The sequence below is a fragment of the Frigoribacterium sp. PvP054 genome (assembly GCF_040547465.1).
Classification (GTDB): domain Bacteria; phylum Actinomycetota; class Actinomycetes; order Actinomycetales; family Microbacteriaceae; genus Frigoribacterium.
In genome coordinates this window covers 42,720-67,703 of record NZ_JBEPPU010000010.1, presented here as the reverse complement: position 1 = coordinate 67,703, position 24,984 = coordinate 42,720, and the positions used below count along the sequence as shown (strand labels likewise).

At 67.6% G+C, this 24,984-nt stretch carries 19 protein-coding genes and 1 pseudogene; 13 read left to right on the top strand and 7 right to left on the bottom strand.

Annotation, left to right across the window (positions count from 1 at the left end; all coding sequences use genetic code 11):
* Positions 1–333: 333 nt before the first annotated feature.
* The 5 genes from ABID81_RS12645 to ABID81_RS12625 all read right to left on the bottom strand — a co-directional run bounded on the left by ABID81_RS12645 (position 334) and on the right by ABID81_RS12625 (position 9,879).
* Positions 334–1,020, bottom strand: coding sequence for a hypothetical protein (locus ABID81_RS12645; RefSeq protein WP_354595137.1), 687 nt, complete (start codon positions 1,018–1,020; stop codon positions 334–336).
* 365 nt (positions 1,021–1,385) lie between these two features.
* A complete protein-coding gene (locus ABID81_RS12640) occupies positions 1,386–3,185 on the bottom strand; it encodes a DNA primase family protein (protein WP_354595136.1) in 1,800 nt (599 codons plus the stop codon).
* A 3-nt stretch (positions 3,186–3,188) separates the two neighbouring features.
* Complete coding sequence (locus ABID81_RS12635) at positions 3,189–3,524, bottom strand: helix-turn-helix domain-containing protein (protein WP_354595135.1); 336 nt, start codon at positions 3,522–3,524, stop codon at positions 3,189–3,191.
* A gap of 673 nt (positions 3,525–4,197) precedes the next feature.
* Positions 4,198–5,730 (bottom strand): recombinase family protein, encoded by a 1,533-nt coding sequence (locus ABID81_RS12630; protein WP_354595134.1) that lies wholly within the window; start codon positions 5,728–5,730, stop codon positions 4,198–4,200.
* A 414-nt stretch (positions 5,731–6,144) separates the two neighbouring features.
* Complete coding sequence (locus ABID81_RS12625) at positions 6,145–9,879, bottom strand: YobI family P-loop NTPase (RefSeq protein ID WP_354595133.1); 3,735 nt, start codon at positions 9,877–9,879, stop codon at positions 6,145–6,147.
* A 280-nt stretch (positions 9,880–10,159) separates the two neighbouring features.
* Between ABID81_RS12625 and ABID81_RS12620 the strand changes: the two are divergent.
* Positions 10,160–11,203: pseudogene (locus ABID81_RS12620) on the top strand (ComEC/Rec2 family competence protein); the annotation flags it as partial.
* A 678-nt stretch (positions 11,204–11,881) separates the two neighbouring features.
* Positions 11,882–12,916: a DNA polymerase III subunit delta gene (gene holA, locus ABID81_RS12615; protein ID WP_354595192.1), complete on the top strand. Its 1,035-nt coding sequence runs from the start codon at positions 11,882–11,884 to the stop codon at positions 12,914–12,916.
* 130 nt (positions 12,917–13,046) lie between these two features.
* Here holA and rpsT read toward each other — a convergent pair whose 3' ends face one another.
* Entirely contained in the window at positions 13,047–13,307 is a 261-nt protein-coding gene (rpsT, locus tag ABID81_RS12610; protein WP_043596189.1) for a 30S ribosomal protein S20, read from the bottom strand.
* Positions 13,308–13,551: 244 nt separating this feature from the next.
* Between rpsT and ABID81_RS12605 the strand changes: the two genes are divergently transcribed.
* The 5 genes from ABID81_RS12605 to hemW all read left to right on the top strand — a co-directional run bounded on the left by ABID81_RS12605 (position 13,552) and on the right by hemW (position 19,208).
* Positions 13,552–14,748: a pyridoxal phosphate-dependent aminotransferase gene (locus ABID81_RS12605; RefSeq protein WP_354595132.1), complete on the top strand. Its 1,197-nt coding sequence runs from the start codon at positions 13,552–13,554 to the stop codon at positions 14,746–14,748.
* 9 nt (positions 14,749–14,757) lie between these two features.
* The gene (locus tag ABID81_RS12600; protein ID WP_354595131.1) at positions 14,758–15,057 is read left to right on the top strand and encodes a DUF4190 domain-containing protein; all 300 of its coding nucleotides are present in this window, start codon (positions 14,758–14,760) and stop codon (positions 15,055–15,057) included.
* A gap of 294 nt (positions 15,058–15,351) precedes the next feature.
* On the top strand, positions 15,352–17,202 hold the full coding sequence (lepA, locus tag ABID81_RS12595; RefSeq protein ID WP_354595130.1) for a translation elongation factor 4: 1,851 nt from the start codon (positions 15,352–15,354) through the stop codon (positions 17,200–17,202).
* 3 nt (positions 17,203–17,205) lie between these two features.
* Positions 17,206–17,979 carry a DUF1990 domain-containing protein gene (locus tag ABID81_RS12590; protein ID WP_354595129.1) on the top strand — a complete coding sequence of 258 codons (774 nt, stop codon included), beginning with the start codon at positions 17,206–17,208 and terminating at the stop codon, positions 17,977–17,979.
* A 2-nt stretch (positions 17,980–17,981) separates the two neighbouring features.
* Positions 17,982–19,208, top strand: coding sequence for a radical SAM family heme chaperone HemW (gene hemW / locus ABID81_RS12585; RefSeq protein WP_354595128.1), 1,227 nt, complete (start codon positions 17,982–17,984; stop codon positions 19,206–19,208).
* A 165-nt stretch (positions 19,209–19,373) separates the two neighbouring features.
* Here hemW and ABID81_RS12580 read toward each other — a convergent pair whose 3' ends face one another.
* Positions 19,374–19,823 (bottom strand): DUF4870 domain-containing protein, encoded by a 450-nt coding sequence (locus ABID81_RS12580; protein ID WP_354595127.1) that lies wholly within the window; start codon positions 19,821–19,823, stop codon positions 19,374–19,376.
* A gap of 181 nt (positions 19,824–20,004) precedes the next feature.
* Here ABID81_RS12580 and hrcA point away from each other — a divergent pair, with 181 nt between their 5' ends.
* The 6 genes from hrcA to ybeY all read left to right on the top strand — a co-directional run bounded on the left by hrcA (position 20,005) and on the right by ybeY (position 24,983).
* The gene (hrcA, locus tag ABID81_RS12575) at positions 20,005–21,027 is read left to right on the top strand and encodes a heat-inducible transcriptional repressor HrcA (RefSeq protein WP_354595126.1); all 1,023 of its coding nucleotides are present in this window, start codon (positions 20,005–20,007) and stop codon (positions 21,025–21,027) included.
* Between the two features lie 106 nt (positions 21,028–21,133).
* Entirely contained in the window at positions 21,134–22,249 is a 1,116-nt protein-coding gene (gene dnaJ / locus ABID81_RS12570; RefSeq protein ID WP_354595125.1) for a molecular chaperone DnaJ, read from the top strand.
* Positions 22,250–22,251: 2 nt separating this feature from the next.
* A complete protein-coding gene (locus ABID81_RS12565) occupies positions 22,252–22,995 on the top strand; it encodes a 16S rRNA (uracil(1498)-N(3))-methyltransferase (protein WP_354595124.1) in 744 nt (247 codons plus the stop codon).
* A 59-nt stretch (positions 22,996–23,054) separates the two neighbouring features.
* Positions 23,055–23,420 (top strand): histidine triad nucleotide-binding protein, encoded by a 366-nt coding sequence (locus tag ABID81_RS12560; RefSeq protein ID WP_354595123.1) that lies wholly within the window; start codon positions 23,055–23,057, stop codon positions 23,418–23,420.
* A complete protein-coding gene (locus ABID81_RS12555) occupies positions 23,410–24,525 on the top strand; it encodes a PhoH family protein (protein WP_502915223.1) in 1,116 nt (371 codons plus the stop codon). The genes ABID81_RS12560 and ABID81_RS12555 overlap by 11 nt, the downstream gene beginning before the upstream one ends.
* Positions 24,522–24,983 carry an rRNA maturation RNase YbeY gene (ybeY, locus tag ABID81_RS12550; protein WP_354595122.1) on the top strand — a complete coding sequence of 154 codons (462 nt, stop codon included), beginning with the start codon at positions 24,522–24,524 and terminating at the stop codon, positions 24,981–24,983. The genes ABID81_RS12555 and ybeY overlap by 4 nt, the downstream gene beginning before the upstream one ends.
* The last annotated feature ends 1 nt before the right edge of the window (position 24,984 follow it).

Genomic DNA, 24,984 nt, shown 5'->3' with positions numbered 1-24,984 from the left:
CACCTAGTATGCCTCGGCTGCTTGGGAGGGGGCTGCTGAGAATTTGGTTTCAAACTTCATGTGCCCGACGCAGCACTTGACCTATGACGGCCCGAAGTGAGTCCCTGGGTAGGCGTTGGATGAATGGCAAGTCTAACAACTACCGTGAGCTCGGTGTCTACGTGATTTGTATTGTGGTACATGACGGGGCGTTACTCGACCACAATATGAATACAAATTGGAGGGCAGTCTTGCAGTGCCCAGGACTTCGGGTTGGCCGCCGATCCCAAACTTGCACGGCCCGAAGAGCATCTTGCCTTCCGAAATTGCGCTAGGTGGAGAGGTCTTGGCGAGCTACCAGTATTTGTCGCCCTCGATGATTTCCGAAATGGCCGCCGGGTCCCCACCGTCACGCAGCCACGACCGCGGCGTCTTCCGCCCCTCGGCCACAAGGCTGCGTTGGCGGACGGACATGAAGGCGCTGATCGAGATCCAATCCCAATGTTCGGTCAGGACGGGCAAGACGGTCTCGAGGTGGGGAATGAGCCTTCCTGGGGAGCCCAAACTGAACTGCCAGCGGGGAAATCGGAGCCTGTCCCTCACAGGGACGCCGTAGATGCGCTGCCCTTCGGCCGCGGCGAGGACTTCGTCCTCCGTCCAGCCCATGAAGTGGGCAACTGTGCTCGCCGACCACGTTTCTTGATACGTCCCGAGCCACAGCTCGGCGGCGCTCTTTTCAAGCGACCCTTTCGCAACCCTCTTTTCGGAGTCCACGAGCTCGGCCTCCGTCATTGAGCCGGACTCGACGACGAACTTCCGTTCCTCGGCAGTCATACCCGGTCCTCCGCCGCGCTTCTGGCGGCGGAGGAAGTCTGTGAGGCCCTGAACAAGCCAGCGCCCGTCCACGCCGAGGTCGTTGACGGTGTCGACGAACTCAGCAATGGCGTCGTCGCCCGAATCGACACGGAACTCGCTTTCCTTGTGGCCGGCGCCACCTTGGGGCGATGGAACGGAATCGGCGGTGGAGTCGTATGCGCTCATGAGTTGGACCTTACGGCCGAGCGTAAGCACCGAGTCGTAGGCAATCTCTGCCGCGACGCCAGGAGCCGCGAGAAACGACCGAACACTCATAAAATCGTCACTAGGCGAGTCGTTCGCTTTCGCTCGTAAACGAGAACGCTTGTTGCCTCGGAGGGATGAATGCATCTGACTTCGCCGTCTCGAGCCGGCTCTTGAAAACGAGTGGGTGCCCGCGCGTGTCGTGATGCTCGCTGTGGTTGATAACGGCCTCCTGCCCGTCCCCGAACCTCGGCAGGGCTGGGGGAGGCGGGTCCTCGCCTGTAGCGCAGCTGGCCCTGAACTGAGAAGGCGTGCCAGAGATGGGATCTCTGACACGCCTTCGGGGTTTATGCGGCCTGGAGAACGTCGGCCGAACTTCCTCGACTAGCTGAGGGGGCCCGACGAACGAGTCCCTTGTAGTTGGTCTTCATTGGATAAGGAACGCAGAGCTTTGCAGGATCAGACCCGGAATACGATTCGTTCCTCCAGTCCTGCAACCCGTACTCGGCGATGAGCGGTTCCGGCGCTGCCATCAGTGTTCCGGGGCGAACAGCGACGGCGCCTTTGTGCTCCCAGCTGTCGGAGTCGACGAGGTGTTCCCTGAGGAACGAGCTGAGCGACGTGAGGCTCTCGGCCTGACCACTCGGATTGACCGCGCGGAACCACTCCTTGTAGAGGTCGTGAAGAAACCTGAAAGGAACGAGATCCCACGCGAGCTGCGGCTCAAACTCTTCCCAGAAGCCCTGCAAAGCGTTGTTGTTCCCGCGGTAGGCGTCGAGAGCTTCTCGACAGACCTGCGGGTTTGACAGGGAGTCGTTCGTCATCTCGAGCGCTCGTCGCAGCACGTAGGCGAGGACCTCCGGTCGGGCGAGGTAGTCGTCCTTGATGTACTTGCGCTCATCGTCGCCAAACCAATTGGTGAAAGGCACAAGCAGCAGTCGTCGGTAGAAGGATTCCGTGCGGTCTTTCGTGCGGGGGGTTGTCGAGTTGAGGCACTGGATCTCGAAGCCGTGCCAGCGAATGCTTACCGGCGTCTTGAACTTGCGGTTCAAAAGGAAGGCATCGCCGGTCGTGAAGGCTTTCCAGTCTTCAATCTTGTCTGCGAAGGCACCCACTCCGTTCTCGTCCACGAGATTGACGCGAGCGTCCATGAGGGGCTCCATGACGAAGTCCCGCCCGAAGTCTGCAAACTTGACCGATGCGCATGCCTTGGCGCCGAGCAGGTTGCGCAAGAACTGAATCAGTGTTCCTTTCCCGTTGTTTCCCCGCTCGGACATGAACCAGGCGGACTTGTTCCAGGGTGCGTTCGATCGAACGCAAGCGCTGATGATCTCCCAAAGGAGCCGACGGACTTCCTCGTCGTCGCTGAGGGATTCGAGCCAGGTGTCGAAGGTCCAGATCTGACCGTCCGGCATGGTGATGCTTGGGCTTGTAGCGGCCGGGTCGTAGGGGGCCGGAATTTTGGAGAGAAACACCCACTGCGGCGAGAACTCGCGGAGCTCCTGCCGTGCGTGATCGAAGACGCCATTTCCGACGGGGATGAGGTGGGGCTCGATAGTCCGGCGCTTGACGGGAGCTGCGGTCTTGAGCCGTTCGATGACCGAACTGATGCCCTTAGACGTCAGGGACGGCTGCAGTTCACTTGCAAGCTGCTTCAGGAGTTTTTCCGAGCGGTCGTAAACGCCCCTGTCTTCACCCTCTTCCACGTAGGTGGCCAAGTGAGTCATGTCCTCTGTCGCGCCCTCGGCGAGGTCGACAGCAATGATGCGCCGGCGAGCAAGGAGGACCTGTGCCACCGTGTGTTCGCTGAGTCTGCTGACCTTGAGGAGCGGCGGCGACGAAGAGTTTGCGTCCTTTCGAGCGATGTTCTCGATCGCGTACTCACCGTTCACGCGGTCGAGAAGTGCATCGCGGATCTCCTGCAGCGTGACGCGGGGATCATCCGCGATTGCGGCCAGGTATCGGACGGTGGCGGCCCCCATGAGCGTGTCCGCGGAGGTTGCTCGAAACTTCCGACCAGTTTCGAGCGAGCTCGCGGCGTGCAAGGGGTCCATCTCTCGTTCCGAGGGGTTAATCTGATCTGCAGAGCCGCCAAACTCCTCAGATGCCGTCTTGTCTTCGACAGGGCGGTTTTCTGCGTGCGTCATGTCCTAGTTTTCCCCAAGGGCAGATGAGAAAGCGGCCAGGATGATCTGTCTCTGCTCCGGACGAATCGCGGGCGCTTTCGCGGCCATACGCCGGGCCCATTCCTGGAGACTCGCTTCCGACGGCTGGACGGGTTCCGGTTCAGCGAAGGCGTCGAGGTCGGACATCTCAACGAAGATTCGGCCCTTTGCTTTCACCGCTTTCAGGCGGCCGTCCTTGATGTGGCGGCGAAGGGTTGAGACCCCATAACCGCTCCGTTCGGAGGCTTCCGGGAGTGAAAGGCCGTGGGCGACCCCGGGGGTGTGCTGAGCGGCCTCAAGGGGTGTCGTTGTGAGAGTCATTCGTGGCTCCTTTAGAAGTGGGCCACAACGGCATCGGCCTATCGCTCTGAACCGAGAGCCAGCCACTGCTCCGATTCGCACCTTGGTCTCGACTTCGCGTGATGCATCGTCTCGAGACCAGGTCGCATGTCTTTTCGTCCTTGACCTGCCGGCCGGAGGAGATATCCCCGTTGCCGGGGCTGCACTTCTGTTTCGTCTCGATGCCTGCCGGCTTCGAGGTATATCCCCGTTGCCGGGGCTGCACTTGTTTTTCGTCTCGATGCCTGCCGGCTTCGAGGTATATCCCCGTTGCCGGGGCCGCGCTCTTCTTCGCTCTCGCACCTGCCGGTACGAGGGCCTAGATGTTCAGTTGTGTGCTCGGCGGTTACCGAGTTCTTCAAAGCTACGAACAACAAGTGACAAAAAATGGGCAGGCCTGAAAAGATCGTTATCCCCAGTTCGGGGGAGTCCTTGTAGCTGCGTAACTCTGTAACCGCGGCCGCGGTGCAACGGGTGTAAGAGGCGTGAGGCGAGGAAGAACTGCTCGCGTTGCTAAGGAAGTGAGTCAGTTACAGAGTTACGAAGTTACGCAGCTGAATCCACAGTCTGATTACGTCGGCAAGGCAAAGTCCAAGCGAGCAGAACGCTCACTTAGCAGGACGCCGTGCCGCCTGTGCTGCTAAGCGAAGAATGGCTAGAACCAGACAACCTCAACCCGATCCCAGTTGATCCCCTTGCGTCCTCGCCACCCCTTGCCGATCGGCTTGACGATGGGCGTCATGACCGCTCGGACTGTGCGTCTCTGCTCGGCGAGGGGCAGGGAAGCCCAGCGATCCCGAATACCTCCGTCCGCCACGAGCGAGAGGACGAAAGGATCCATCTGTGTTAGTCGTCCAAGTCGCGCCTGGGCGGCTTCAATCTTCGGCCGAACTCGGTTCTCCTGGTCGAGGACAAGGTCAAAACGGAGCCGCTTTGCTGCCTCCGCTCGGACCGAGTCGAGGTATTCCTCATAGCCCGCGATCTCCTGAAGCAGCGCCCCACGTTCGACCTGGTTGCTGTCACTGCCGGCTTCGGCGCCAGCAAGAAAATCGGGCCGTTCGAGTCTCGCGAAGAGCAGCTCGCACACGGCTTCGTCAAGCAGTTCCTTCCGCATGGCCACGTGGAAACCCTTTGTTCCGTTGGGGCCAGGACGACCAGGGACGCCGGCACAGACATAGGTCTTGTACGTAGCTCGCGGACGAGGTTCACCGTCCGCCCCGATAAGCCGCTGGCCAGCGTTCTGCCTTCCGACGCGCATCATGCCTCCGCAGACCGAGCAACGGGCGATGCCTGCTAAGAGGTGCTGGGCCGGCCAATCGTTGGTTCGCTTGCGTTCGGGCGGGGACATCAGCACCTGCAACTTCTGCCACGTCTCTAAGTTGATGAGCGCCGGCCAAACCGCGTCAGCGACAACCGCCCCCTGATGCTCGCGCTTGCCCGCGTACGCCGCGGTCGACAGCATTTGCTTCACGGCTGGTGGTGTCCACCCGTGGTTCTTTCGGTGGTCCACACGGTTAGGTCGTCGGGGCGGAACTCCCCGCTCGTTGAGGTCTCGTGCAATCGCGTAGAGAGAATGCCCCTCGAGAATGCGCGCCGCGGCCTCACGCACAACGGAGGCTTGATCGGGGTGCTCTTCTACGGCGAGCAACTGCCGCGTCTGCGGGTCGTAGACCCTCAGGTACCCGTAAAGGTTTTTTCCGTGGGGTTTTCCCTGCTCTGCCGAAGCTCGAACACTACGTAGCAGCCGCTCAGAGGTCTTATCGGATTCGTACTCGGCGTCGACCGCGTCCTCAAGGAGGCTCCTCCGATCACGTGCGTTGCTGGGGTCGTAGAGCCGACCGTGAGTCGTGACCCAGATTCGGACCTTCCGCTGTTTGCATAGGTCCACTAAGTCGACCCATTCCCCAACGCGACGCGATCCGCGGCTGGACTCCCAAATTGCTAGCACATCCGCGCTGAAAGTGTCCTTCTCGAGATCAGCAATCAATCGCGAGAAGTCTTCGCGGTCCTTCTTCGCAAAGCGACTGGCGCTTCTGTCTGTGTCTCGATAGGAAGGATCGGGGTGCATCACCCAGCCCTGGCGCTCGATGGACATGACGTTCTCATCGTGCTGCTGGTCAGGACTTTTGCCCTCGTGCAGCCGGTCTCGCGAGACGCGAAGGTACTCACGAACGGTCAACGCTTCCATACTCACCCCTGTCGCTAACTATATGCGATGCGAAAGCGGTCTGGGGGCTATGAGCCGGCGCTGCGCGTGGGACGGCTCTTAGCGCTGTTCTGCGTGCCGACGCTCCTTAAAGCGCGGCACGCCTTGCAGAGCGCGATGCCGCTGAGGAGATACCGAGGCGGGCGGCCGTCCTCGACGCCGTCGTCGCTGTTCCAGTCTTCGTGCTGTTTAGTCTGGCTCGCGCCCGGGCCTATGAGGGGAAGCGCCCGCTCGCGGATGTCGGCCGCCTCCCCGCGACACGTCGATCAGGTGCGACAGTGCTCGACGCGAAGGAGGCTGATTCTCAGCATGTCTCAGCCATCGATGTGCTCCACGTCCGTGTATTCGAGCCCAGGGCTCAATGCTGCAACATGGAGATTGGCTAAGTAGTAGCGCCTATGCGATCCGCAATTTCCAGCGACCTCTTGGTTGGCCACCTTGCTGCAGTTTGACGAGGTTAGCGAACTTCAGGCGGTCCAAAAGGGCCCCAAGGGACGGCGTATTTTGCACCTCAAACTTTTGTCCGGCGGAACCCGCAAACCCGACAAAGTCGCCGGGCATGTCGCCGAGGATCTGCAAGGCTACTTCTGGCTCGATGGCTTCGTCGTGCTCACGCAGCTGCCACACGGCGTCCTCATGCGTGTGCACGAAAGGCGCGATGAGTTTGAGTGCTTCGAGCGAAAGCCGGACACGCAGGGTTCGCGCAACCGAGGCCGCGACCACTAAGAATGTTTCGTCCTCGGTCGGTGCGAACTCGGTGAGTCGATCGAGAACAGCCCGCCTCGTTGCCTCCGGGAAGCTCTCGCCTCGCAGGAGGTCTGCTGCATGACCTTCGATCAACGCAGGGGTGATAAACGTCGCTGCCTCCTTCGACACCCGCAGTGCAGGGCCGATCGACGCCCAGCCAGCGCTCGAGAAGCGCTCGAAGGACTCCTCTACGTCGTCCACCATTCCTTGCCGGAGGAGTTCTGCCAGCAACTCGTCGGGGCTCGCAGTGACCTCCGTGAGGACGAAGGCGGGTTGAGCGGGGGAGTGCCAGAGCTGCTTGGCCAGCAGCACGCGCTGCCGCGGTCCGAGCGCGGGTTGTGCGTTAAGCAGCAGCGGGATGAGGGGCTCGAGCTGCTCTTCGCTCGCCTCCTCCAGATCGAGCACGTCAACGACGGCCGCATCGTCCTCCGTGAGCAGCGCCGCGAGCACATCGTTGACGCCGATCGTGGTCGCGTAGGCCTCGAGGTTGGCAACGTTCGGGATTGCTCTCGACGCGTTGAGGAGCGCATCCCACACGGATTGCTCAACCGTGGCGATGTCAGGGACTGCCGCGTCCTTAGCGCTCGCGAAGAGGAACGCTGCCATCTGCTCGGCTGTCCAGGCTTCGTCCTGCGCATTGACGACCTGAACGAGAACGTCGCGCGACAGGCAGCTCGCGGCTGTGTGCTCATCACTCCCGACCAACTCGAGGTAGTCCTCGATGTTCTCGCTGCAGTACTCCCAGACCACCGGCTCGGTGATGAGGTTGTCCGAGGAGATTGGCTCCTCGTTCGGAACCGACGCTGCAGCCCTTAGGTTGTCAGCAGTCAGCTCGTATCGCTTCGCGTCCACCACGAGCCTCTGAAGTTCGGGTGAGAGCGCTCGAAGGTTCGGGATGCTCGGGACCGCTTCTGATAAGAACGCGAAGAGGGTCACCGCGGACGCAGTGTCCTGCGTCTCTCGGAACGCGGGGATGTCCGAATGGAGACGTGCGAGAAGCGCCCGTGCCGCATCATCCACCTCGAAGTCCTGAACGTCGCCCGCGCTCAGAAGCGCAGCGTGTAGCAGGCGTAGGTTCGTCTGATCAGCATCAATCGTCTCCTCCGAGCCGATGAAGCTGAAGAGCCCTGGCCAGGGTTTGGCCGCCAGTCGCGAGACCAGCACCTCATCGCGGGTTCCCGAACGGTTGAAGTAGGTCTTCAGGAACTGGTGTCCCTCTGCGTTGTTCGGTCGAGCCAGGAACTCGACGAGGCTATCCGACAACGCCGGATCTCTACCCATGAGATGGTCGACGATGTCGATGTTGAGAGCGCTCCGGGTGCGCAGGAAGTCGACGGGTGCCTGCGCGAGGACATTCTCCGCAGCGTGGGGAGTCGTGAACTTGAACTCCGAGTCCATCTCGTTGGGCCACACGCTATTGCGGAAAAAGTTCGCCACGTCCACGCCCAAGAACTCACCGTAGAAGGTGGTCGAATACTCCGCGTAGAACCGATCGATGTGCCCCCGCTGAACCAGGTCGACTGCGAGCCGCGACGGCAGAGTGTTCTCAGCGATCAAGGCGAAGGTCTCGCCGTTGAGCTTGTACCGGGTGTCGTCGAAGAGTGCTTCGAAGTCAGCGCCGCGGAGCTCGGCTATCTCGGTGTCGATCTCCACAAGTCTCTTCCCATCGGCCTGCGTCGGCTGGTCGCGCCAGGCGGTCGCGTAGTCGATCTCGGGAAACAAGCACGCAAGGCTTACGCGGTCCAGCGCAGACGTGTTCCCGTACCTGGTTTGAGGGTCGAGTCGAACGTTGACCTTCTTCGCACGCGCGACTGCCTTCCACATACGAGGCTCATTGGTTGCCTTAACCGCTAACGAACTACCGTCAAGTGTCACGTCTCCGAGGGTCATGTGTGTTGACCCCAGGAAGACATCAAGCCGCTCACCGAGCTTCGTTGCGAGCTCAAGCTGTCGCTGCCGGTGGGTCTCGCCGCCGGCGAGACTGGCGTGCTCCCGCCGCAACTGCTTGATTGCTGCGTCCACCAGCTCTCGCCGTGCCTTCTCCAGCGCGTCGAGCGCGCTTCCCCGATGAGGGAGAGCCTCGAAATCCGCGAGGTGAAAGTTCTTGTAGACGAGGAGCGCGAACAGGCGATCGGCAGTCAGCCCAGGAGCGCGCTTGGCATCATCGATCCACAGCATGCGCTCGGCGTAGACGACGAACTCGTTGCCAATATTGATCATCAAACGCATGTCCGTCGTGTGGCGCGCCACGATGTCGATGAGGCCTCGGTCGACCTTCGCGCTTTCCTCCTCTGGAAGCATTAGCTTCTCGAGTTCTTTCACCAAGTGGTCGCGTGCGTTGCTGTGCGACAGGAAAGGCACTACCGGGATGACGATCTCGAAGAACTTCGTTCGGTTCGCGCGCTCCACTGCTTCAGCCGCGGCATCCTTCTTCTCCTGCGTCCTCGCGTCGGACCTGTCGGGAGCCGCATCGGTTTCATGGATCTCGGCGTCGTCCTTCTTCGGCTGTTCGTCACCAAGCTTCTCGAACAGGCTGTCTTTGATCGCGTAGACGAACCTCAGCGGCCGTTCCGAGCGCTTGCTCCAGTGAGCGGAGGTGTTGACCAGGGTGTTCAGTTCGCGCAGGGAGTCGAAGATCCGTGGGTCATCGAACCGATCGAGGTCCTCGAAGACAACGATGTCCGGCTCGGTAGCCTCGAAGAACGTGATCAACTCATCGAGATACTTGTCAAAGAAGGAGTCTGTCTTGCCCTCGAGTGAGAGCGACGCGCCCCCGGCCGACACCTGGGCTACCACGCGATTACCGACGTACCGACGTGCGACCAGCAGGATCGCGAAGACCAGCGTGGAGAACACGATCATCGGCCACAAAAAGTCGTCGGTCCCGAACGCCTCCTTGTCGGGGCGCACGCCGAACAGCCAGAGCAGACCAACGAGAATCGCCGTGGCGGCAAGCGCTTCGAGACCAGCCCGCCACCACGGCAGCTCGGGTGCCCGCGCGAACTCTGAACTGCGGACCTTGCCTGGCTTGGCCCGGTAGACCAACTGCTTGACCAGCTCCTTCTGGATCCGGTTCGTCAGGTCCTCGCCCTTATCGGGTCCGAGCGTGTTGATGCTGATGCGCAGGACTCTCTTGGGCGTGTGACGAGTCCGCCGGAGCTTTTGCCCGACGCGCCACCCCTTGGACGTCGGGCGCTGCGGGGTCTCCTCCTGCCCCCTGATGAACTCATCGAGGATGCTCGACTTGCCGGCTCCGTAGCGACCGGTGAGAGCGATGTTCTTGTTCCGGGTATCGGTCACGGCTGCGTTGAGCCGGGAAACATAGGTCTTGTGGTGATCCTCGACGTACTCCGGGGCAAGCGATCGCAGCTCTATGTCTGTCACTCTGTTTCGACCTCCTGCTCGATCACTAATACTCGGGTGCGACACAGGCTGAAAGTCCCGATGACCCACGACACGCTTGCCCTGACCTCGACGACCAAGAGAGATGAGCCACTTCACACAGGACGGCCGTGGCCTCCCCACGAGGGGATGACAAGTCGTCCTGCTCTCGCCCGGGGGACCTCGTCTTCGAGCACCATAGTGCTTGTTAGCACCTGGGGCGCTCATCCATCGAGACCACGCGAATACACAGATCTTCCGCTACGCACCTCTAGTGAGAACAATGTCTGGCTCGAACTGCGCCGTGCTCGTCACGCTCGTGATGCTCGGGGGAGCCCTGCTGCGCCTGCCCCGGCTCGTGCGGGCGGCACTGGCCGTGGGCGTGCTCGTGGCCTTCGTCGTGCTCGTCACCCCCGAGCCGAGCATCGTCCGGGCGACGGTCATGGCCGTGATCGTCCTCGTCCACCTCGCCGTCGCCCGGCCGATCGCGGGCGTGCCGGTCGTCGCCCTGGCGGTGACCGGCCTGCTCGTCGTCGACCCGTGGCTGGCCCGCGACCTCGCCTTCGTCCTGTCGGTGCTCGCCACCACCGGGCTGGTCGTGCTGGGCGGACCGCTGACCGTCCTGCTCGCCCGGCTCGTGCCCGAGCCCGTGGCGGCGGCCCTCGCCGTGCCGGCGGCGGCCCAGCTCGCCTGTCAACCCGTCCTGTTGGCCCTCGAACCGACCATCGCCCTGCACGGCGTGCCCACCAACGTGCTGGCCGGGCCCGCGGCCCCGCTGGCGACCGTGGGCGGGCTGGTCGTCTGCGTGCTCGCCCCGTGGGCACCCGGTGCGGCAGGCGTCGTCGCCGGGGTCTCGTGGCTGCCGGCGTCGTGGGTGGCCGCCGTGGCGCGCGCGGCGGCGACCTGGCCGGTGACCCGGGTCGACTGGAGCCCGTCGGGGCTCGGGGTCGCCGCGCTCGTCGGGCTGACCGCGCTGATCGTCGTGGCGCTCGTCGCCCGGGCCCGCGGCCGCACGAGGGCGGTCACGGCGGCGCTGCTCGTCGCCGTCGTGACCGTGACGGCGGGCGTGGTGGCCGGGCGCACCCTGGTGACCCGCGCCTCCGTGCCCGACGACTGGGTCGTCGCCCAGTGCGACGTGGGCCAGGGCGACGCCGTGCTCGTGCGCAGCGGCCCGGCCGTCGCGTTGATCGACGTGGGCGACGACGAGGCCGCCCTGCGCCGGTGCCTCTCGACCTTCGGGGTCGGACGCGTCGACCTGCTCGTGCTGACCCACTTCGACCGCGACCACGTCGGGGCGGTCGACGCGGTCGTCGGCCGCGTGGGCACCGTCCTCGTCGGCCCGACCGGTCGGTCGGACGACGCGGCCGTCGTCACGGCGCTGGCCGACGCCGGCGCCGACGTCCAGGAGGCGCGGGCCGGCACCCGAGGACGCCTCGGCGAGCTCACGTGGCGGCTGCTCTGGCCGCCGCCCGAGACGCCTGCCGGCAACGACGCCAGCCTGGTGCTGCGCGTCGACCCCGGCCCCGGCTGCTCGATGGGGTGCCTGTCGCTGCTCGACTTGGGCGATCTCGGCGAGACCGCCCAGCGGCGCTTGGTCGCGTGGTCCGAGGCCGACGACGCAGACGCGCTCGCCCGGGTGGACGTCGTCAAGGTCTCGCACCACGGTTCGGCCGACCAGCTCGCCGGGCTCTACGAGCGGGTGGCGGCGCGGGTCGGACTCATCGGGGTCGGGGCGGACAACTCGTACGGGCACCCGACCGACACCGCCCTCGAGACGGTGCGGGCGGCCGGAGGCGTCGTCGTCCGCAGCGACGAGGCGGGCGAGGCCGCGGTCGTGCCCGTCGTCGGGGCCGACGGGGTGATCGGCCTCCGTGTGTGGAGCGAGCACGCGTCCCCTCGTGCCGAGGCCGGTTCGTCGGCCGGGTCGGCGGGGTCGGTGGGGTCCTCTAGCATCGGAGGAGGCGCAGCGGGCCGCGCGCCCGTGGGACGACGTCCGAGAGGCAGCATGGCAGCGCGAGCGAGCGGCAGGACCGCCAAGAAGTCGACGGTCGCGATCGACCAGGTCGGGTGGGACCGCATCCGGCCCGCGTCGGTCGTACTGGTCAGCGGGCCCGAGCAGTTCCTCGCCGACCGGGCCACGCGTCAACTGCGCGACCAGCTCGCCGCCGAAGACCCGAGCCTCGAGGTGCACGACCTCGAGGCCGACCACTACCAGCCCGGTGAGCTCGTCACCCTGGCCAGCCCGTCGCTCTTCGCCGAGCCGCGCCTCATCCGGGTCTCGAACGTCGAGAAGTGCACCGACGCGTTCCTGACCGAGACCATCCGCTACCTCGAGACCCCCGCCGACGACACGACCGTCGTGCTGCGTCACGGTGGCGGCGTCCGGGGCAAGAAGCTGCTGGACGCGATCCGCGGCGGCACGGGCGGCGGCCTCGAGGTCGTCTGCGCCGAACTCAAGAAAGACACCGAGAAGCTCGAGTTCGCGGCCGCCGAGTTCTCCGCCGAACGTCGGCGCATCTCGCAGGGGGCCCTGCGGGCGCTCGTCACGGCCTTCAACGACGACCTGGCCGAGCTCGCCAGCGCCTGCCAGCAGTTGATCAGCGACGCCGCGGCCGAGATCACCGAGGCCACCGTCGAGAAGTACTACTCGGGGCGGGTCGAGACGAACGCCTTCAAGGTGGCCGACGCGGCCATCGCCGGTCAGCAGGGCCAGGCGCTCGTCCTGCTGCGACACGCGCTCTCGACCGGGGCCGACCCCGTCCCGGTCGTGGCCGCCTTCGCGATGAAGATCCGGACGATGGCCAAGCTGCAGGGCTCGTACGGCGGCTCCGGCCAGCTCGCGTCACGCTTCGGGCTCGCCCCGTGGCAGGTCGAGCGGGCGCAACGCGACCTGCGCGGCTGGTCAGAAGAGGGGCTGGGCCGGTGCATCGAGGTGCTCGCCGAGACCGACGCCGCGGTCAAGGGTGCCGAGCGCGACCCGGTCTACGCGCTCGAGCGCATGGTGACGATGATCTCGACGCGGGGCTCCCTGCTGTCGTGACCCGCGCCTCCTGACCCGCTCGGCCGCCTCTCGGCCCGGTGGCGGCGACCCCCGCGGCAGGGACGACGAAGGCCCCGTCTCGATCGAGACGGGGCCTTCGTCGTCGAGCCCGAGGGCCCGGGGGAGGGGCCTAGAGGGCGCCGACCTGCTTCGCGATGGACGACTTGCGGTTGGCGGCCTGGTTCTGGTGGATGACACCCTTGCTGGCGGCCTTGTCGAGCTTCTTCGACGCGAGGAGCAGGGCCGAGGTGGCCTTGTCCTTGTCGCCGGCGGCGATGGCCTCGCGGGTGGCGCGGACGGCGGTCTTGAGCTCGCTCTTGACGGCGCGGTTGCGGTCCTGGGCCTTCTTGTTGGTGCCGATGCGCTTGATCTGCGACTTGATGTTTGCCACGTGAACTACTTTCTGGATTCTGTGTCTCGGACGGATGTGCGCCAGCCGAGCGTCCGACCGACGTGAATCGGTCGACCCGGTGCTGCCGCCGGTGATGGCCACCGGAGCGGCTCTCGGCTGCGATCGCGTTCCGCCACTGCAGACGTAACGCGCAAGCCAACAGGCAACGTTACCAGCAGCAGGCCGCACTCTCAACGAGCGCCGTGCCGACGGCGTGCCGTGTCGCCCGTAGTACCGTGCCGTCATGCCCCAGCTCGCTCCCCACATGACCACCGTGCCCGCGTCGGGCATCCGTCGCGTGTTCGAGATCGCGGCACAGCTGGACGACGTCGACATGCTCGTCGTGGGTGAGCCCGACGTCCCCGTGGCCCGGCACATCGCCGACGCCGCCCGACGGGCCTGGGCCGACGACCGCACCGACTACACGCCGAACGGCGGCATCCCCGCCCTCCGCGAGGCCCTCGTGGCGAAGCTCGCGCGCGAGAACGACGTCCACGTCGACCTCGAACAGGTCTGGGTCACCGTGGGCGGCACGCAGGCGCTGCACCAGACCATGGGGCTGTTGCTGGCCGCGGGCGACGAGGTCCTCGTGCCCGACCCCGGCTACACGACGTTCACGATGAACGCGCACATGCTCGACGCCGTGCCCGTGCCCTACACGCTGACGCCGGCGCAGGGGTTCCATCCCGACCTCGACGAGCTCGAACGCCTCGTCGGTGATCGCACCCGGGTCCTGGTGGTCAACAGCCCGTCGAACCCGCTCGGCGTCGTCTATCCCGAAGAGACCTTGCGGCGGCTGCTCGAATTCGCGCGCCGCCACGACCTCTGGGTCGTCAGCGACGAGGTCTACGAGTACTTCACCTACGGCCCGAAGCACGTCAGCCTCGCCTCGCTCGACGCCGACGACCGGGTGTTCAGCGTGTTCTCGCTGAGCAAGACCTACGCCATGACCGGCGTGCGGGTCGGTTACCTCGTGACCCCGAAGGGGCTCTCCGAGACCATGCGCACCGTGCAGGAGGCCGCGATCAGCTGCGTCGCCGAACCCGACCAGCACGCCGCCCTGGCCGCGATCGTCGGCGACCACCAGCCCGTGGCCGACGCCCGCGAGCACTACCGTCGCAACCTCGAGCTCGCGACGACGCTGCTCGACGAGCGGGGCATCCGGTACCTCGAGCCCACCGGCGCCTTCTACCTCTGGATCGACATGGGCCACGCCACCCGGGGCGACGTCGCCGGGTGGGCCGAACGGTTCCTGCTGACGCACCGGGTCGCGGTCGCGCCGGGCAGCGCCTTCGGCCGGAGCGGCGAGGGGTGGATCCGGGTCTGCCTCGCCTCGTCGCCCGAGGTGATCACCCGGGGGCTCGGCAAGCTCCCGGCTCCGGGCGACCCCCGCCGAGATCCGGGGGTCAGCCCCCTGGGTCCCGCGTCGGGCCGTTCCTAGGCTCGGAACATGACGAACCGACCCGTCCACGCCACCGTCCCGACCACCGTCCGCTCGCCCCTGGCCGTCTGGAGTCTCGTCCTCGGCCTCGCCTCGATCGGCTTCGGCTTCACCTTCGTCGTCCCGATCGCCGGCCTCGTCCTCGGCGTCCTGTCGCGTCGTCGCGAGCCCGAGGGTCGCACGATGGCCCTCGTCGGCATCGTGTCGTCCGTCGTGATGCTCGCCGGCACCCTCGTCGCCCTCGCGATCGGCGTCGCCGTCGTCGGTGGGGCCGGCCTGCTCGCGCTGATCCCCGGCACCGCGGGCTGACCCACGGGGCCAGGCCCGCGCCTCCCGCCCGTGCCGCGCCTCCCGCCGGCCCGCGCCTCCCGCCGGCCCGCGCCACCCGCCCGCGCCGCGCGTCCGGCCCCGGGGCCGACGCACGGTGCGTCGGCAATTCCCCCTCGCCGTCACGACGGGCGGGTGGGACCGAGGAGGCGCGGTGCCGGTGGTCACACCCGGCAGGAGTCGCCGACGCCCCACCCCGCACGGCGCGCCGTCCGATCCGACCCCCCGGCATGGGAGAATCGAGCGGTACCCCCGCCCACCACCCCAGAGGATCGTGTGAGTCCCCAAGCAACCCGCGCACTCGAGCCGGCGTCGACCGAGCCCGAGTCCCTCCGCAACTTCTGCATCATTGCGCACATCGACCACGGCAAGTCGACCCTCGCCGACCGCATGCTCGGCATCACCGGCGTCGTCGAGTCGCGGGCGATGCGGGCGCAGTACCTCGACCGCATGGACATCGAGCGCGAGCGCGGCATCACGATCAAGAGCCAGGCCGTCCGCATGCCGTGGGAGCGCAACGGCGAGACCTTCGCGCTCAACATGATCGACACCCCCGGGCACGTCGACTTCAGCTACGAGGTCTCCCGGTCGCTCGCCGCCTGCGAGGGGGCGATCCTGCTGGTCGACGCGGCCCAGGGCATCGAGGCCCAGACGCTGGCGAACCTCTACCTCGCGCTCGAGAACGACCTCGAGATCATCCCGGTGCTCAACAAGATCGACCTGCCCGCGGCCGACCCCGACAAGTACGCCGCCGAGCTCGCGGGCCTGATCGGCGGCGACCCCGCCGACGTGCTGCGGGTCAGCGGCAAGACCGGCATGGGCGTCGAGGACCTGCTCGACCGGGTGGTCGACCGCATCCCGTCGCCCGTCGGCGTGAAGGACGCCTCGCCCCGCGCGATGATCTTCGACTCGGTCTACGACAGCTACCGCGGCGTCGTCACCTACATCCGCATGATCGACGGCACGCTGCACCCGCGCGAGAAGGTGCAGATGATGTCGACCAAGTCGACGCACGAGATCCTCGAGATCGGCGTCTCGTCGCCCGAGCCCGTGCCCAGCCAGGGGCTGTCGGTGGGCGAGGTCGGCTACCTCATCACCGGCGTGAAGGACGTGCGCCTCTCGAAGGTCGGCGACACCGTCACGACGTCGGCCAAGCCCGCGACCGAGGCGCTGAGCGGCTACACCGAGCCCCTGCCGATGGTCTTCTCGGGTCTGTACCCGATCGACGGCAGCGACTACCCCGACCTGCGTGAGGCCCTCGACAAGCTCAAGCTGTCCGACGCGGCGCTGGTCTACGAACCCGAGACCTCGGTCGCCCTGGGCTTCGGGTTCCGCTGCGGGTTCCTCGGGCTGCTGCACCTCGAGATCGTCACCGAGCGTCTCGAGCGCGAGTTCGGCCTCGACCTCATCACGACGGCGCCGAGCGTCGTCTACGAGGTCACGACCGAAGACAAGAAGACCGTGACGGTGACGAACCCGAGCGAGTTCCCGGGCGGCAAGATCGCCAGCGTGAGCGAGCCCATGGTCAAGGCGGGCATCCTCGCGCCGAAGGACTACGTCGGCGTGATCATGGAGCTCTGCCAGCAGCGCCGTGGCACGCTGCTCGGCATGGAGTACCTCGGCGAGGACCGGGTCGAGATCCGCTACGCGATGCCGCTCGGCGAGATCGTCTTCGACTTCTTCGACAGCCTCAAGTCGAAGACGGCGGGTTACGCCAGCCTCGACTACGAGCCCATGGGCGACCAGGAGGCCGACCTGGTGAAGGTCGACATCCTGCTGCAGGGCGAGCAGGTCGACGCGTTCAGCGCGATCGTGCACCGCGACAAGGCCTACGCCTACGGCGTGCTGATGACCGGCCGACTGCGCGAGCTCATCCCCAGGCAACAGTTCGAGGTGCCCATCCAGGCCGCCATCGGTGCCCGCATCATCGCCCGCGAGAGCATCCGCGCCATGCGCAAGGACGTCCTCGCCAAGTGCTACGGCGGTGACATCTCGCGCAAGCGCAAGCTGCTCGAGAAGCAGAAAGAGGGCAAGAAGCGCATGAAGACCATCGGCCGGGTCGACGTGCCCCAAGAGGCCTTCATCGCCGCGCTGAGCGGTGACGTCGAGAAGAAGGACAAGAAGTAGGCCATGCGCCGAGCCACCCACACCGAGACCCGCACGACCTACGGCGAGGTCGGGGCCACGCAGGCTCCCGACCTGATGCAGTACCCGCCGAAGGGGTTCAAGCCGGCCGAGTACCGGGCCCGCGTCGGTCACGGCGACGCCCGGTTCGCCGCGGCGTGGATCGCCACCATGACCTGGCAGATCCAGGAGCGCAGCGGCATCAGCGTCCGCGTCGACAGCGTGCCCTCGGCCGACGAGAGCGAGTACACGCCCGTGCAGTTCGACGAGCACGGCCAACCGGTCGACGCGGCCGAGTGGGCGGCCGCCCGTGACGAGTCGCGCTACGCGCCGGACGGCACGCCGTTCCTGACGGCGGGCACGACGGCCACGCTCGGCATCGAGGCGTACGGTCGCACGGTCGAGGCGCCGGTGCGCGTCGTCTACGTGATCGACGAACCGAGGCGCAAGGGCTTCGCCTACGGCACCCTCGACGGGCACCCCGAGTGCGGCGAGGAGTCCTGGATCGTCGACCAGACCGACGACGGCTCGGTCTGGCTGTCGATCCGGTCGTTCTCGAAGCCGTCGAGCGCGAAGTGGCGCCTCGTGGCGCCGTTCCTCCGACGTACCCAGGCGCAGTACACGAAGCGGTACCTCCGGGCGCTCAGCCTCAACGAGAAGGGCGAGCAGACGGACGAGGTCGTCGTGGTCGAGGACACCGAGGCCGGGGTCGGCGACCCGCGCGGCGACGAGCGGCCCCCGACCGGGCCGCGCGGCGACGCCGCCGGGACCGGCGCCTGACGGTGCCCGGAGCCCTTCCCCTCGGCGACCCCGCACCGGTCGACGGTCGCCTGCCCGAGAGCGTCGCCGTCGGTGCCGACGCCCGCCACTTCGGCGTCTACCTGCACGTCCCGTTCTGCCGGGTGCGCTGCGGGTACTGCGACTTCAACACCTACACCGGCGACGAGCTGCGGGGCGCCCGTCGCGACGACTACGCCGGGCAGGCCGTCGCCGAGATCGAACTCGGGGGCCGGGTGCTCCGCGAGGCGGGGCTGCCACGGCGGAGCGCCTCCTCGGTGTTCTTCGGCGGGGGCACCCCGACGATGCTGCCGTCGGGCGACCTCGCGTCGATGCTGCACGCGACGGTCGACACCTGGGGGCTCGAGCCGGGCGCCGAGGTGACGACCGAGGCGAACCCCGACTCGGTCGACGCGCTCTACCTGCAGCAGCTCGCCGACGCCGGGTTCACGCGCGTCAGCTTCGGCATGCAGTCGGCGGTGCCCAGCGTGCTGGCCACCCTCGAGCGCACGCACGACCCCGAGCGCATCCCGTTCGTCGTCCGCTGGGCGCGGGACGCCGGGCTCGACGTCAGCCTCGACCTCATCTACGGCACGCCCGGCGAGACCCTCGACGACTGGCGCCGGTCGCTCGACGTCGCGCTCGAGCAGCAGCCCGACCACCTGTCCGCCTACTCGCTCATCGTCGAAGAGGGCACGAAGCTCGCCCGCCAGATCAAGCGGGGCGAGGTGGCGACGCCCGACGACGACACCGCCGCCGACATGTACGAGCTCGCCGACGCGCGGCTCGCCGAGGCGGGTTACGACTGGTACGAGGTGAGCAACTGGTCCCGGGGTCTCGAACACCGGTCCCGTCACAACCTGGCCTACTGGCAGGGGCACGACTGGTGGGGCGTCGGACCGGGTGCGCACAGCCACGTCGGCGGGGTGCGCTGGTGGAACGTCAAGCACCCGGCCGCCTACCAGCAGCGCATGGCCGCGGGCGAGTCGCCGGCCGCCGGACGCGAGACCCTCGACGACGAGACGCGCCGCGTCGAGCGCGTCCTGCTCGGCGTGCGCATCCGCGAGGGCCTGCCGACCTCCGAGCTCGACGACGACGGCCGTCAGGCCGTCGCCGGGCTCATCGCCGACGGCTGGGTCGAGGGTCGTCCGGCCCTGCGGGGTCGCGTCGTCCTGACGCGCGAGGGTCGCCTCATGGCCGACGCCGTCGTCCGGCGCCTGCTGCCCGACTGACCGGCCCGCCGCGTCGGGTCCCCGCCGGCCCCGAGGCGCACGTGGGGGAGGCAGGGGCCCGGGGGCGTCGGCCGAGAACACAGGAGGCGCGGGCCGAGAACGCAGGAGGCGCGGCTCCCGGGGGAGTCGCGCCTCGCGTCGTGCCCGTCCGGGCCGGTGGACCGTCTACTTGATGAACTCGATGGTCAGCGGGTACTTGTACCACTGGCCCTTGTTCGCCGCGACGGCGGCGATGATCGAGAAGACGACGACGAGGATCGCCGCGATCAGCGCCAGGAGGCCGCCGATGAGGATGATCGAGAGGATCGCCGAGACCACGTACACGATCGCCATGGTGATCTGGAAGTTCAGCGCGGTCTTGGTGTGCTCGCGGACGAACGGCCCGCGGTCCTTCAACACGAGGTAGCCGACGAGCGCGGGGACGAAGGCGAACAGGATGCCGCCGAGGTGGACGAGGGTCGCCCAGAGCTTCTCGTCCTCGGGGCGCATCGGCTGCACCGGCTGCGGCTGGGAACCGCCTTGCTGGCCGTAGCCTTGCTGGCCGTAGCCGCCCTGCTGGCCGTAGCCCTGGCCGGGCTGCGGGCCGTTCGGCTGGGCGGGAGGGGTGTCGGTCATGGCTGCACCTGTTCCGTGAGTGTCGTGCGGGTCGTCCCCGCCACCCTAGGGCAGGCGGGCGCGGCGCGAGTAGGCCGGGCGACGGAGGTGTCGTACGATTGGCAGTCCGGCACGACGAGTGCCAGGCCCGGTCGCCCGGAGGTGGACGACCCGGGGGGCGTCGAGCGAAGAGAGGTGCGGCATGGTCTCCGAACGCGGTCTCGAAGTGCTGCGCGTCATCGTGCACGACTACGTGGCCTCGCGCGAGCCGGTGGGGTCGAAGTCCATCGTCGAGCGTCACCAGTTCGGCGTCTCGGCCGCGACCATCCGCAACGACATGGCCCTCCTCGAAGAAGAAGAGCTCATCGCCGCCCCGCACACGTCGTCGGGCCGCGTGCCCACCGACAAGGGCTACCGCCTCTTCGTGAACCAGCTCGCCGACCTGCGTCCACTGAGCGCGGCGCAGCGTCAGGCCATCGAGACCTTCCTCGGGGACTCCACCGACCTTGACGAGGTGCTCGGGCGGACGGTCCGGCTGCTGTCGCAGCTGACCAACCAGGTGGCCCTCGTGCAGTACCCGACCTTCTCCCGCGCGCGCGTGCGCCACGTCGAGCTGGTCAGCCTCGGCGACGGCCGCGTCATGACCGTGCTGATCACCGACAGCGGGCAGGTCGAGCAACGGGTGGTCGACATCCGCACGACCGTCGACGAGTCGTTCCTGTCCGAACTGCGGGCCGCGATCAACGCCGTGATCGGCGGTCGTCCCCTCGGCGAGGCGTCCGCCGCCCTCGCCGACCTGCCCGCACGGTTCCGACCCGACCTCGCCGCGGTGGTCGGCGTCGTCGTCGCCAGCCTGACCGAGCAGATCGCCGCGGGGCGCCAGGACCGTCTCGTGATGGCCGGCGCCGCGAACCTCGTGCGCACGGGTGACGACTTCAGCGGCGACCTCTACCCGGTGCTCGAGGCCATCGAAGAGCAGGTGGCCCTCCTGCGGCTCTTCGGCGAGATGCAGCTCGACGCGGTCGACGTGGCCGCGAGCATCGGCCGCGAGAACGCCTCGTTCGGGCTGTCGCAGGCCTCCGTCCTGGCCAGCGGCTACTCGACCCAGGGCAGCGAGGTCGCCAGGCTCGGCGTCCTCGGTCCGATGCGGATGGACTACTCGACCAACATGGCGGCCGTCCGTGCCGTCGCCCGCTACCTGTCGTCGCTGCTCGCCGAGCGGTAGACCACGATCGCGGCCCCGGCCGCCCCACGACCCCACCCCGTCCCGGTTCGCCGGGCCCGGCCCCGCCGGGACACCACCACACCACACCAGAGGCAGACGAGAACAAGTGGCAGATCATTACGACGTCCTCGGAGTCGACCGTCAGGCGACCCCGGAAGAGATCAAGAAGGCGTACCGCAAGCTCGCCCGCGAGCTGCACCCCGACGTCAACCCGAGCCCCGAGGCGTCCGAACGCTTCAAGGACGTCACGCACGCCTACGACGTCCTCAGCGACCCCCAGCAGCGCGAGCGGTACGACCTCGGCCCCCAGCCCGGCTTCGGCGGCGGCGGCGGGAACGCGGCGGGCTTCGGCGACATCTTCGACGCGTTCTTCGGCGGCGGCGGCGGCCAGGGGCAGCGCCAGGGGCCGCGGTCGCGGCGCGAACGGGGACAGGACGCCCTGCTCCGGCTCGAGGTCGACCTCGACGACATCGTCTTCGGCACCCAGCGCGACATCGAGGTCGACACGGCCGTCCTCTGCGACACGTGCAGCGGCTCGTGCTGCGCGCCCGGCACCTCGCCCCAGACCTGCGACATCTGCGGCGGCTCGGGCCAGATCCAGCGCACCGTCCGCTCGCTGCTCGGCAACGTCATGACCTCGAGCCCCTGCGGCACCTGCCGCGGCTACGGCACGGTCATCCCGAACCCCTGCCCCACCTGCCAGGGCCAGGGCCGGGTGCGTGCACGTCGATCCATCCCGATCGACATCCCCGCCGGCGTCGACACCGGGCTGCGGTTGCAGCTGCCCGGTCAGGGCGAGGTCGGCCAGGCCGGCGGACCGAACGGCGACCTGTACCTCGAGGTCAAGGTGCGTCACCACGACACCTACAGTCGCAACGGCGACGACCTGCTGGCGACGCTCGAGGTGCAGATGGCCGACGCCATCCTCGGCACGTCGACCACGCTCACGGGCCTCGACGGCGAGATCGAGGTCGAGATCAAGCCCGGCACGCAGAGCGCCGACATCATCACCGTGAAGGACCGTGGCATCACGCGGCTGCGGGGCACCGGACGCGGCGACCTCAAGATCGGCGTGCAGGTCGTCACCCCGACGAAGCTCAGCCACAAGGAGCGCGAACTGATCGAGAAGTTCGCCTCCGGTCGACGGTCGCCGGCACCCGAGCTGTCGCACTTCCAGCAGGGTCTGTTCGGCAAGCTGCGCGATCGCTTCCTGAACTTCTGACCGTGGCGCACTTCTACCTGGTCGACGGGCTGACCGACGCCGAGGCGGGGTCGACCGTCGAGGTGACCGGTTCCGAGGCGCGACACGCGGTCACGGTCAGCCGCGTCCGGGTGGGCGAGGCGCTGACCCTCGGCAACGCCCGGGGGCTGGTCGTGCAGGGCGAGGTGGTCGAGGCGGCACCCGACCGTCTCGTGCTCCTCGCGACGCGGGTGGTGCGCCACGACCGTCCGTCGACCCGCCTCGTCCTCGCCCAGGCCCTGGCCAAGGGCGATCGCGACGAGCTCGCCGTGCAGGCGGCGACCGAGCTCGGCGTGGACGAGATCGTCCCGTGGGCGGCTGCGCGGAGCGTCTCCCGCTGGGAAGGCCCCAAGGTCGCCAAGGGGCTGACCCGGTGGTCGTCGATCGTCCGCGAGGCGACCAAGCAGTCCATCCGTCCGTGGGCACCCGAGGTGACGGGGCTCGCGACGACGAAGGCCCTGGCCGCGCGCGCCTCCCGCGATCTCGTCCTCGTGCTCGAACCGTCGGCCGAGCAGGCGCTGACGGCCGTCGACCTGACCGCAGGAGGCGCGGTGCCCGACCGGGTCGTCGTGGTCGTCGGCCCCGAGGGTGGGGTGTCGCCCGCCGAACTGCTCCTGCTCGCCGAGGCGGGCGCCCGCCCGGTCCGCCTCGGGGACGCCGTGTTGCGCACCTCGACGGCGGGGCCGGCCGCCCTGTCGGTGCTGAGCGCGCGCCTGGGTCGGTGGTGAGCCACGGGCTGGTGGGCCACCGGAGGTCGCTGTCGGAGGTCGTCGCTACGATGGGCAGCATGTCAGAGCCCACCGTCTTCAGCCGCATCGTGGCGCGAGAGATCCCCGCCGACATCGTGTTCGAGAGCGACACGGTCGTCGCGTTCCGCGACATCGCTCCTCAGGCGCCCGTCCACCTGCTCGTCGTGCCCAAGACCGAGGCGTACCGTGACGTGGTCGAACTCGCCGCCGGCGACCCGGCGCTGCTGGCCGAGATGGTCGCGACGGCGTCGCGGCTCGCCGCCGACCCGGCCGTCTTCGGGGAACACTCCGGGGCCGAGTTCCGTTTGATCTTCAACACCGGCGCATCCGCCGGCCAGACCGTGTTCCACGTGCACGCCCACGTGCTCGGCGGACCCCTCCAGGAAGGCACCCTTGCCCACTAGCGACACGAACGCCACCGGCCCCTCGACGTCGTCGGGCGACGACGTCCGACGCGTCGACGTCACCGTCGACGGCGTCGCCATGGTCCAGCTGCTGGGCCCGCAAGACCGACTGCTGCGCGCGGTCGAGAAGCAGTACCCCGAGGTCCGCGTCCTCGTCCGGGGCAACGAGGTCACCCTCGAGGGCCCTTCGGGCGACGTCCGCCGGGCCGAGGGGCTCGTGGCCGAGCTCGTCTCGATGGTCCGCGGCGGCCACGACCTGGGGCCCGCCGAGGTCGCGACGTCGGCCAGGCTGCTCGACTCGGGCCAGGGCAGCCCCTCCGAGGTCTTCGGCCAGCCGATCGTCACGAGCCGGGGCAAGGGCGTGCGCGCCAAGACGGCGGGTCAGAAAGAATACGTCGACGCGATCGACCGGCACACGATCACCTTCGGCATCGGCCCTGCCGGCACGGGCAAGACCTACCTCGCGATGGCCAAGGCGGTCCAGGCGCTCCAACGGCGCGAGGTCCAGCGCATCATCCTCACCCGACCCGCGGTCGAGGCGGGCGAGAGGCTCGGCTTCCTGCCGGGCACGCTGACCGACAAGATCGACCCCTACCTCCGGCCGTTGTACGACGCGCTGAACGAGATGATGGACCCCGAGATCGTCCCCAAGCTGCTCGCCGCGGGCACGGTCGAGGTGGCACCGCTGGCCTACATGCGCGGACGCACGCTCAACGACGCCTTCGTGGTGCTCGACGAGGCCCAGAACACGACGCCCGAACAGATGAAGATGTTCCTGACCCGCCTCGGCTTCGGCTCGCGCATGGTCGTCACGGGTGACGTCACCCAGGTCGACCTGCCGACCGGGGCGAGCGGCCTGCAGCTCGTCACGACGGTCCTCGGCGACATCGACGACATCCACTTCGCCCGCCTGACCAGCGACGACGTGGTGCGCCACACGCTCGTCGGTCGCATCGTCGACGCCTACACGACCTACGACGCCGAACGTCAGGCACAACAGCACCGACGCCACGAGGCCGCGCAGGCCCTGGCCGAGGGCACCGATCGTGCCGAGCGTCGGGCCGGCGTGCCGCGTGACCGCCTGCCCAAGAGAGGAACCCGGTGAGCATCGAGGTCGCCAACGAATCCGCCGTCGAGGTCGACGAGGCCACGATCCAGCGCCTGGCCACGTTCGCCCTCGACCAGATGCACGTGCACCCCGAGGCCGAGTTGGCCGTCGTGTTCGTGGACGAGGCCGCGATGGAGCAGCTGCACGTGCAGTGGATGGACGAGCCCGGCCCGACCGACGTGCTGAGCTTCCCCATGGACGAGCTGCGTCCGGGCACCGAGGACGAACCGACTCCCGCCGGCCTGCTCGGCGACATCGTCGTCTGTCCTCAGGTCGCCGTGGCGCAGGCCGCCACGGCGGGGCACAGCCCCCTCGACGAGATGCTGCTGCTCACCTGCCACGGCATCCTGCACCTCCTCGGGTTCGACCACGCCGAGCCCGACGACGAACGCGAGATGTTCGGCCTGCAGCGCGAGATCCTCGCGGCCTTCGCCGCGGCCGACGCGAGCCGGTGAC

Excerpts from the sequence above, each read along its gene's own strand:
- ABID81_RS12590 (WP_354595129.1), top strand. The coding sequence starts at position 17,206 with ATGCGCCGAGCCACCCACACCGAGACCCGCACGACCTACGGCGAGGTC.
- ABID81_RS12640 (WP_354595136.1), bottom strand. The coding sequence starts at position 3,185 with ATGACGCACGCAGAAAACCGCCCTGTCGAAGACAAGACGGCATCTGAG.
- ABID81_RS12580 (WP_354595127.1), bottom strand. The coding sequence starts at position 19,823 with ATGACCGACACCCCTCCCGCCCAGCCGAACGGCCCGCAGCCCGGCCAG.
- ABID81_RS12630 (WP_354595134.1), bottom strand. The coding sequence starts at position 5,730 with ATGGAAGCGTTGACCGTTCGTGAGTACCTTCGCGTCTCGCGAGACCGG.
- hrcA (WP_354595126.1), top strand. The coding sequence starts at position 20,005 with ATGGTCTCCGAACGCGGTCTCGAAGTGCTGCGCGTCATCGTGCACGAC.
- ABID81_RS12645 (WP_354595137.1), bottom strand. The coding sequence starts at position 1,020 with ATGAGCGCATACGACTCCACCGCCGATTCCGTTCCATCGCCCCAAGGT.
- ABID81_RS12600 (WP_354595131.1), top strand. The coding sequence starts at position 14,758 with ATGACGAACCGACCCGTCCACGCCACCGTCCCGACCACCGTCCGCTCG.
- holA (WP_354595192.1), top strand. The coding sequence starts at position 11,882 with ATGGCAGCGCGAGCGAGCGGCAGGACCGCCAAGAAGTCGACGGTCGCG.
- ABID81_RS12605 (WP_354595132.1), top strand. The coding sequence starts at position 13,552 with ATGCCCCAGCTCGCTCCCCACATGACCACCGTGCCCGCGTCGGGCATC.
- ABID81_RS12635 (WP_354595135.1), bottom strand. The coding sequence starts at position 3,524 with ATGACTCTCACAACGACACCCCTTGAGGCCGCTCAGCACACCCCCGGG.
- ABID81_RS12560 (WP_354595123.1), top strand. The coding sequence starts at position 23,055 with ATGTCAGAGCCCACCGTCTTCAGCCGCATCGTGGCGCGAGAGATCCCC.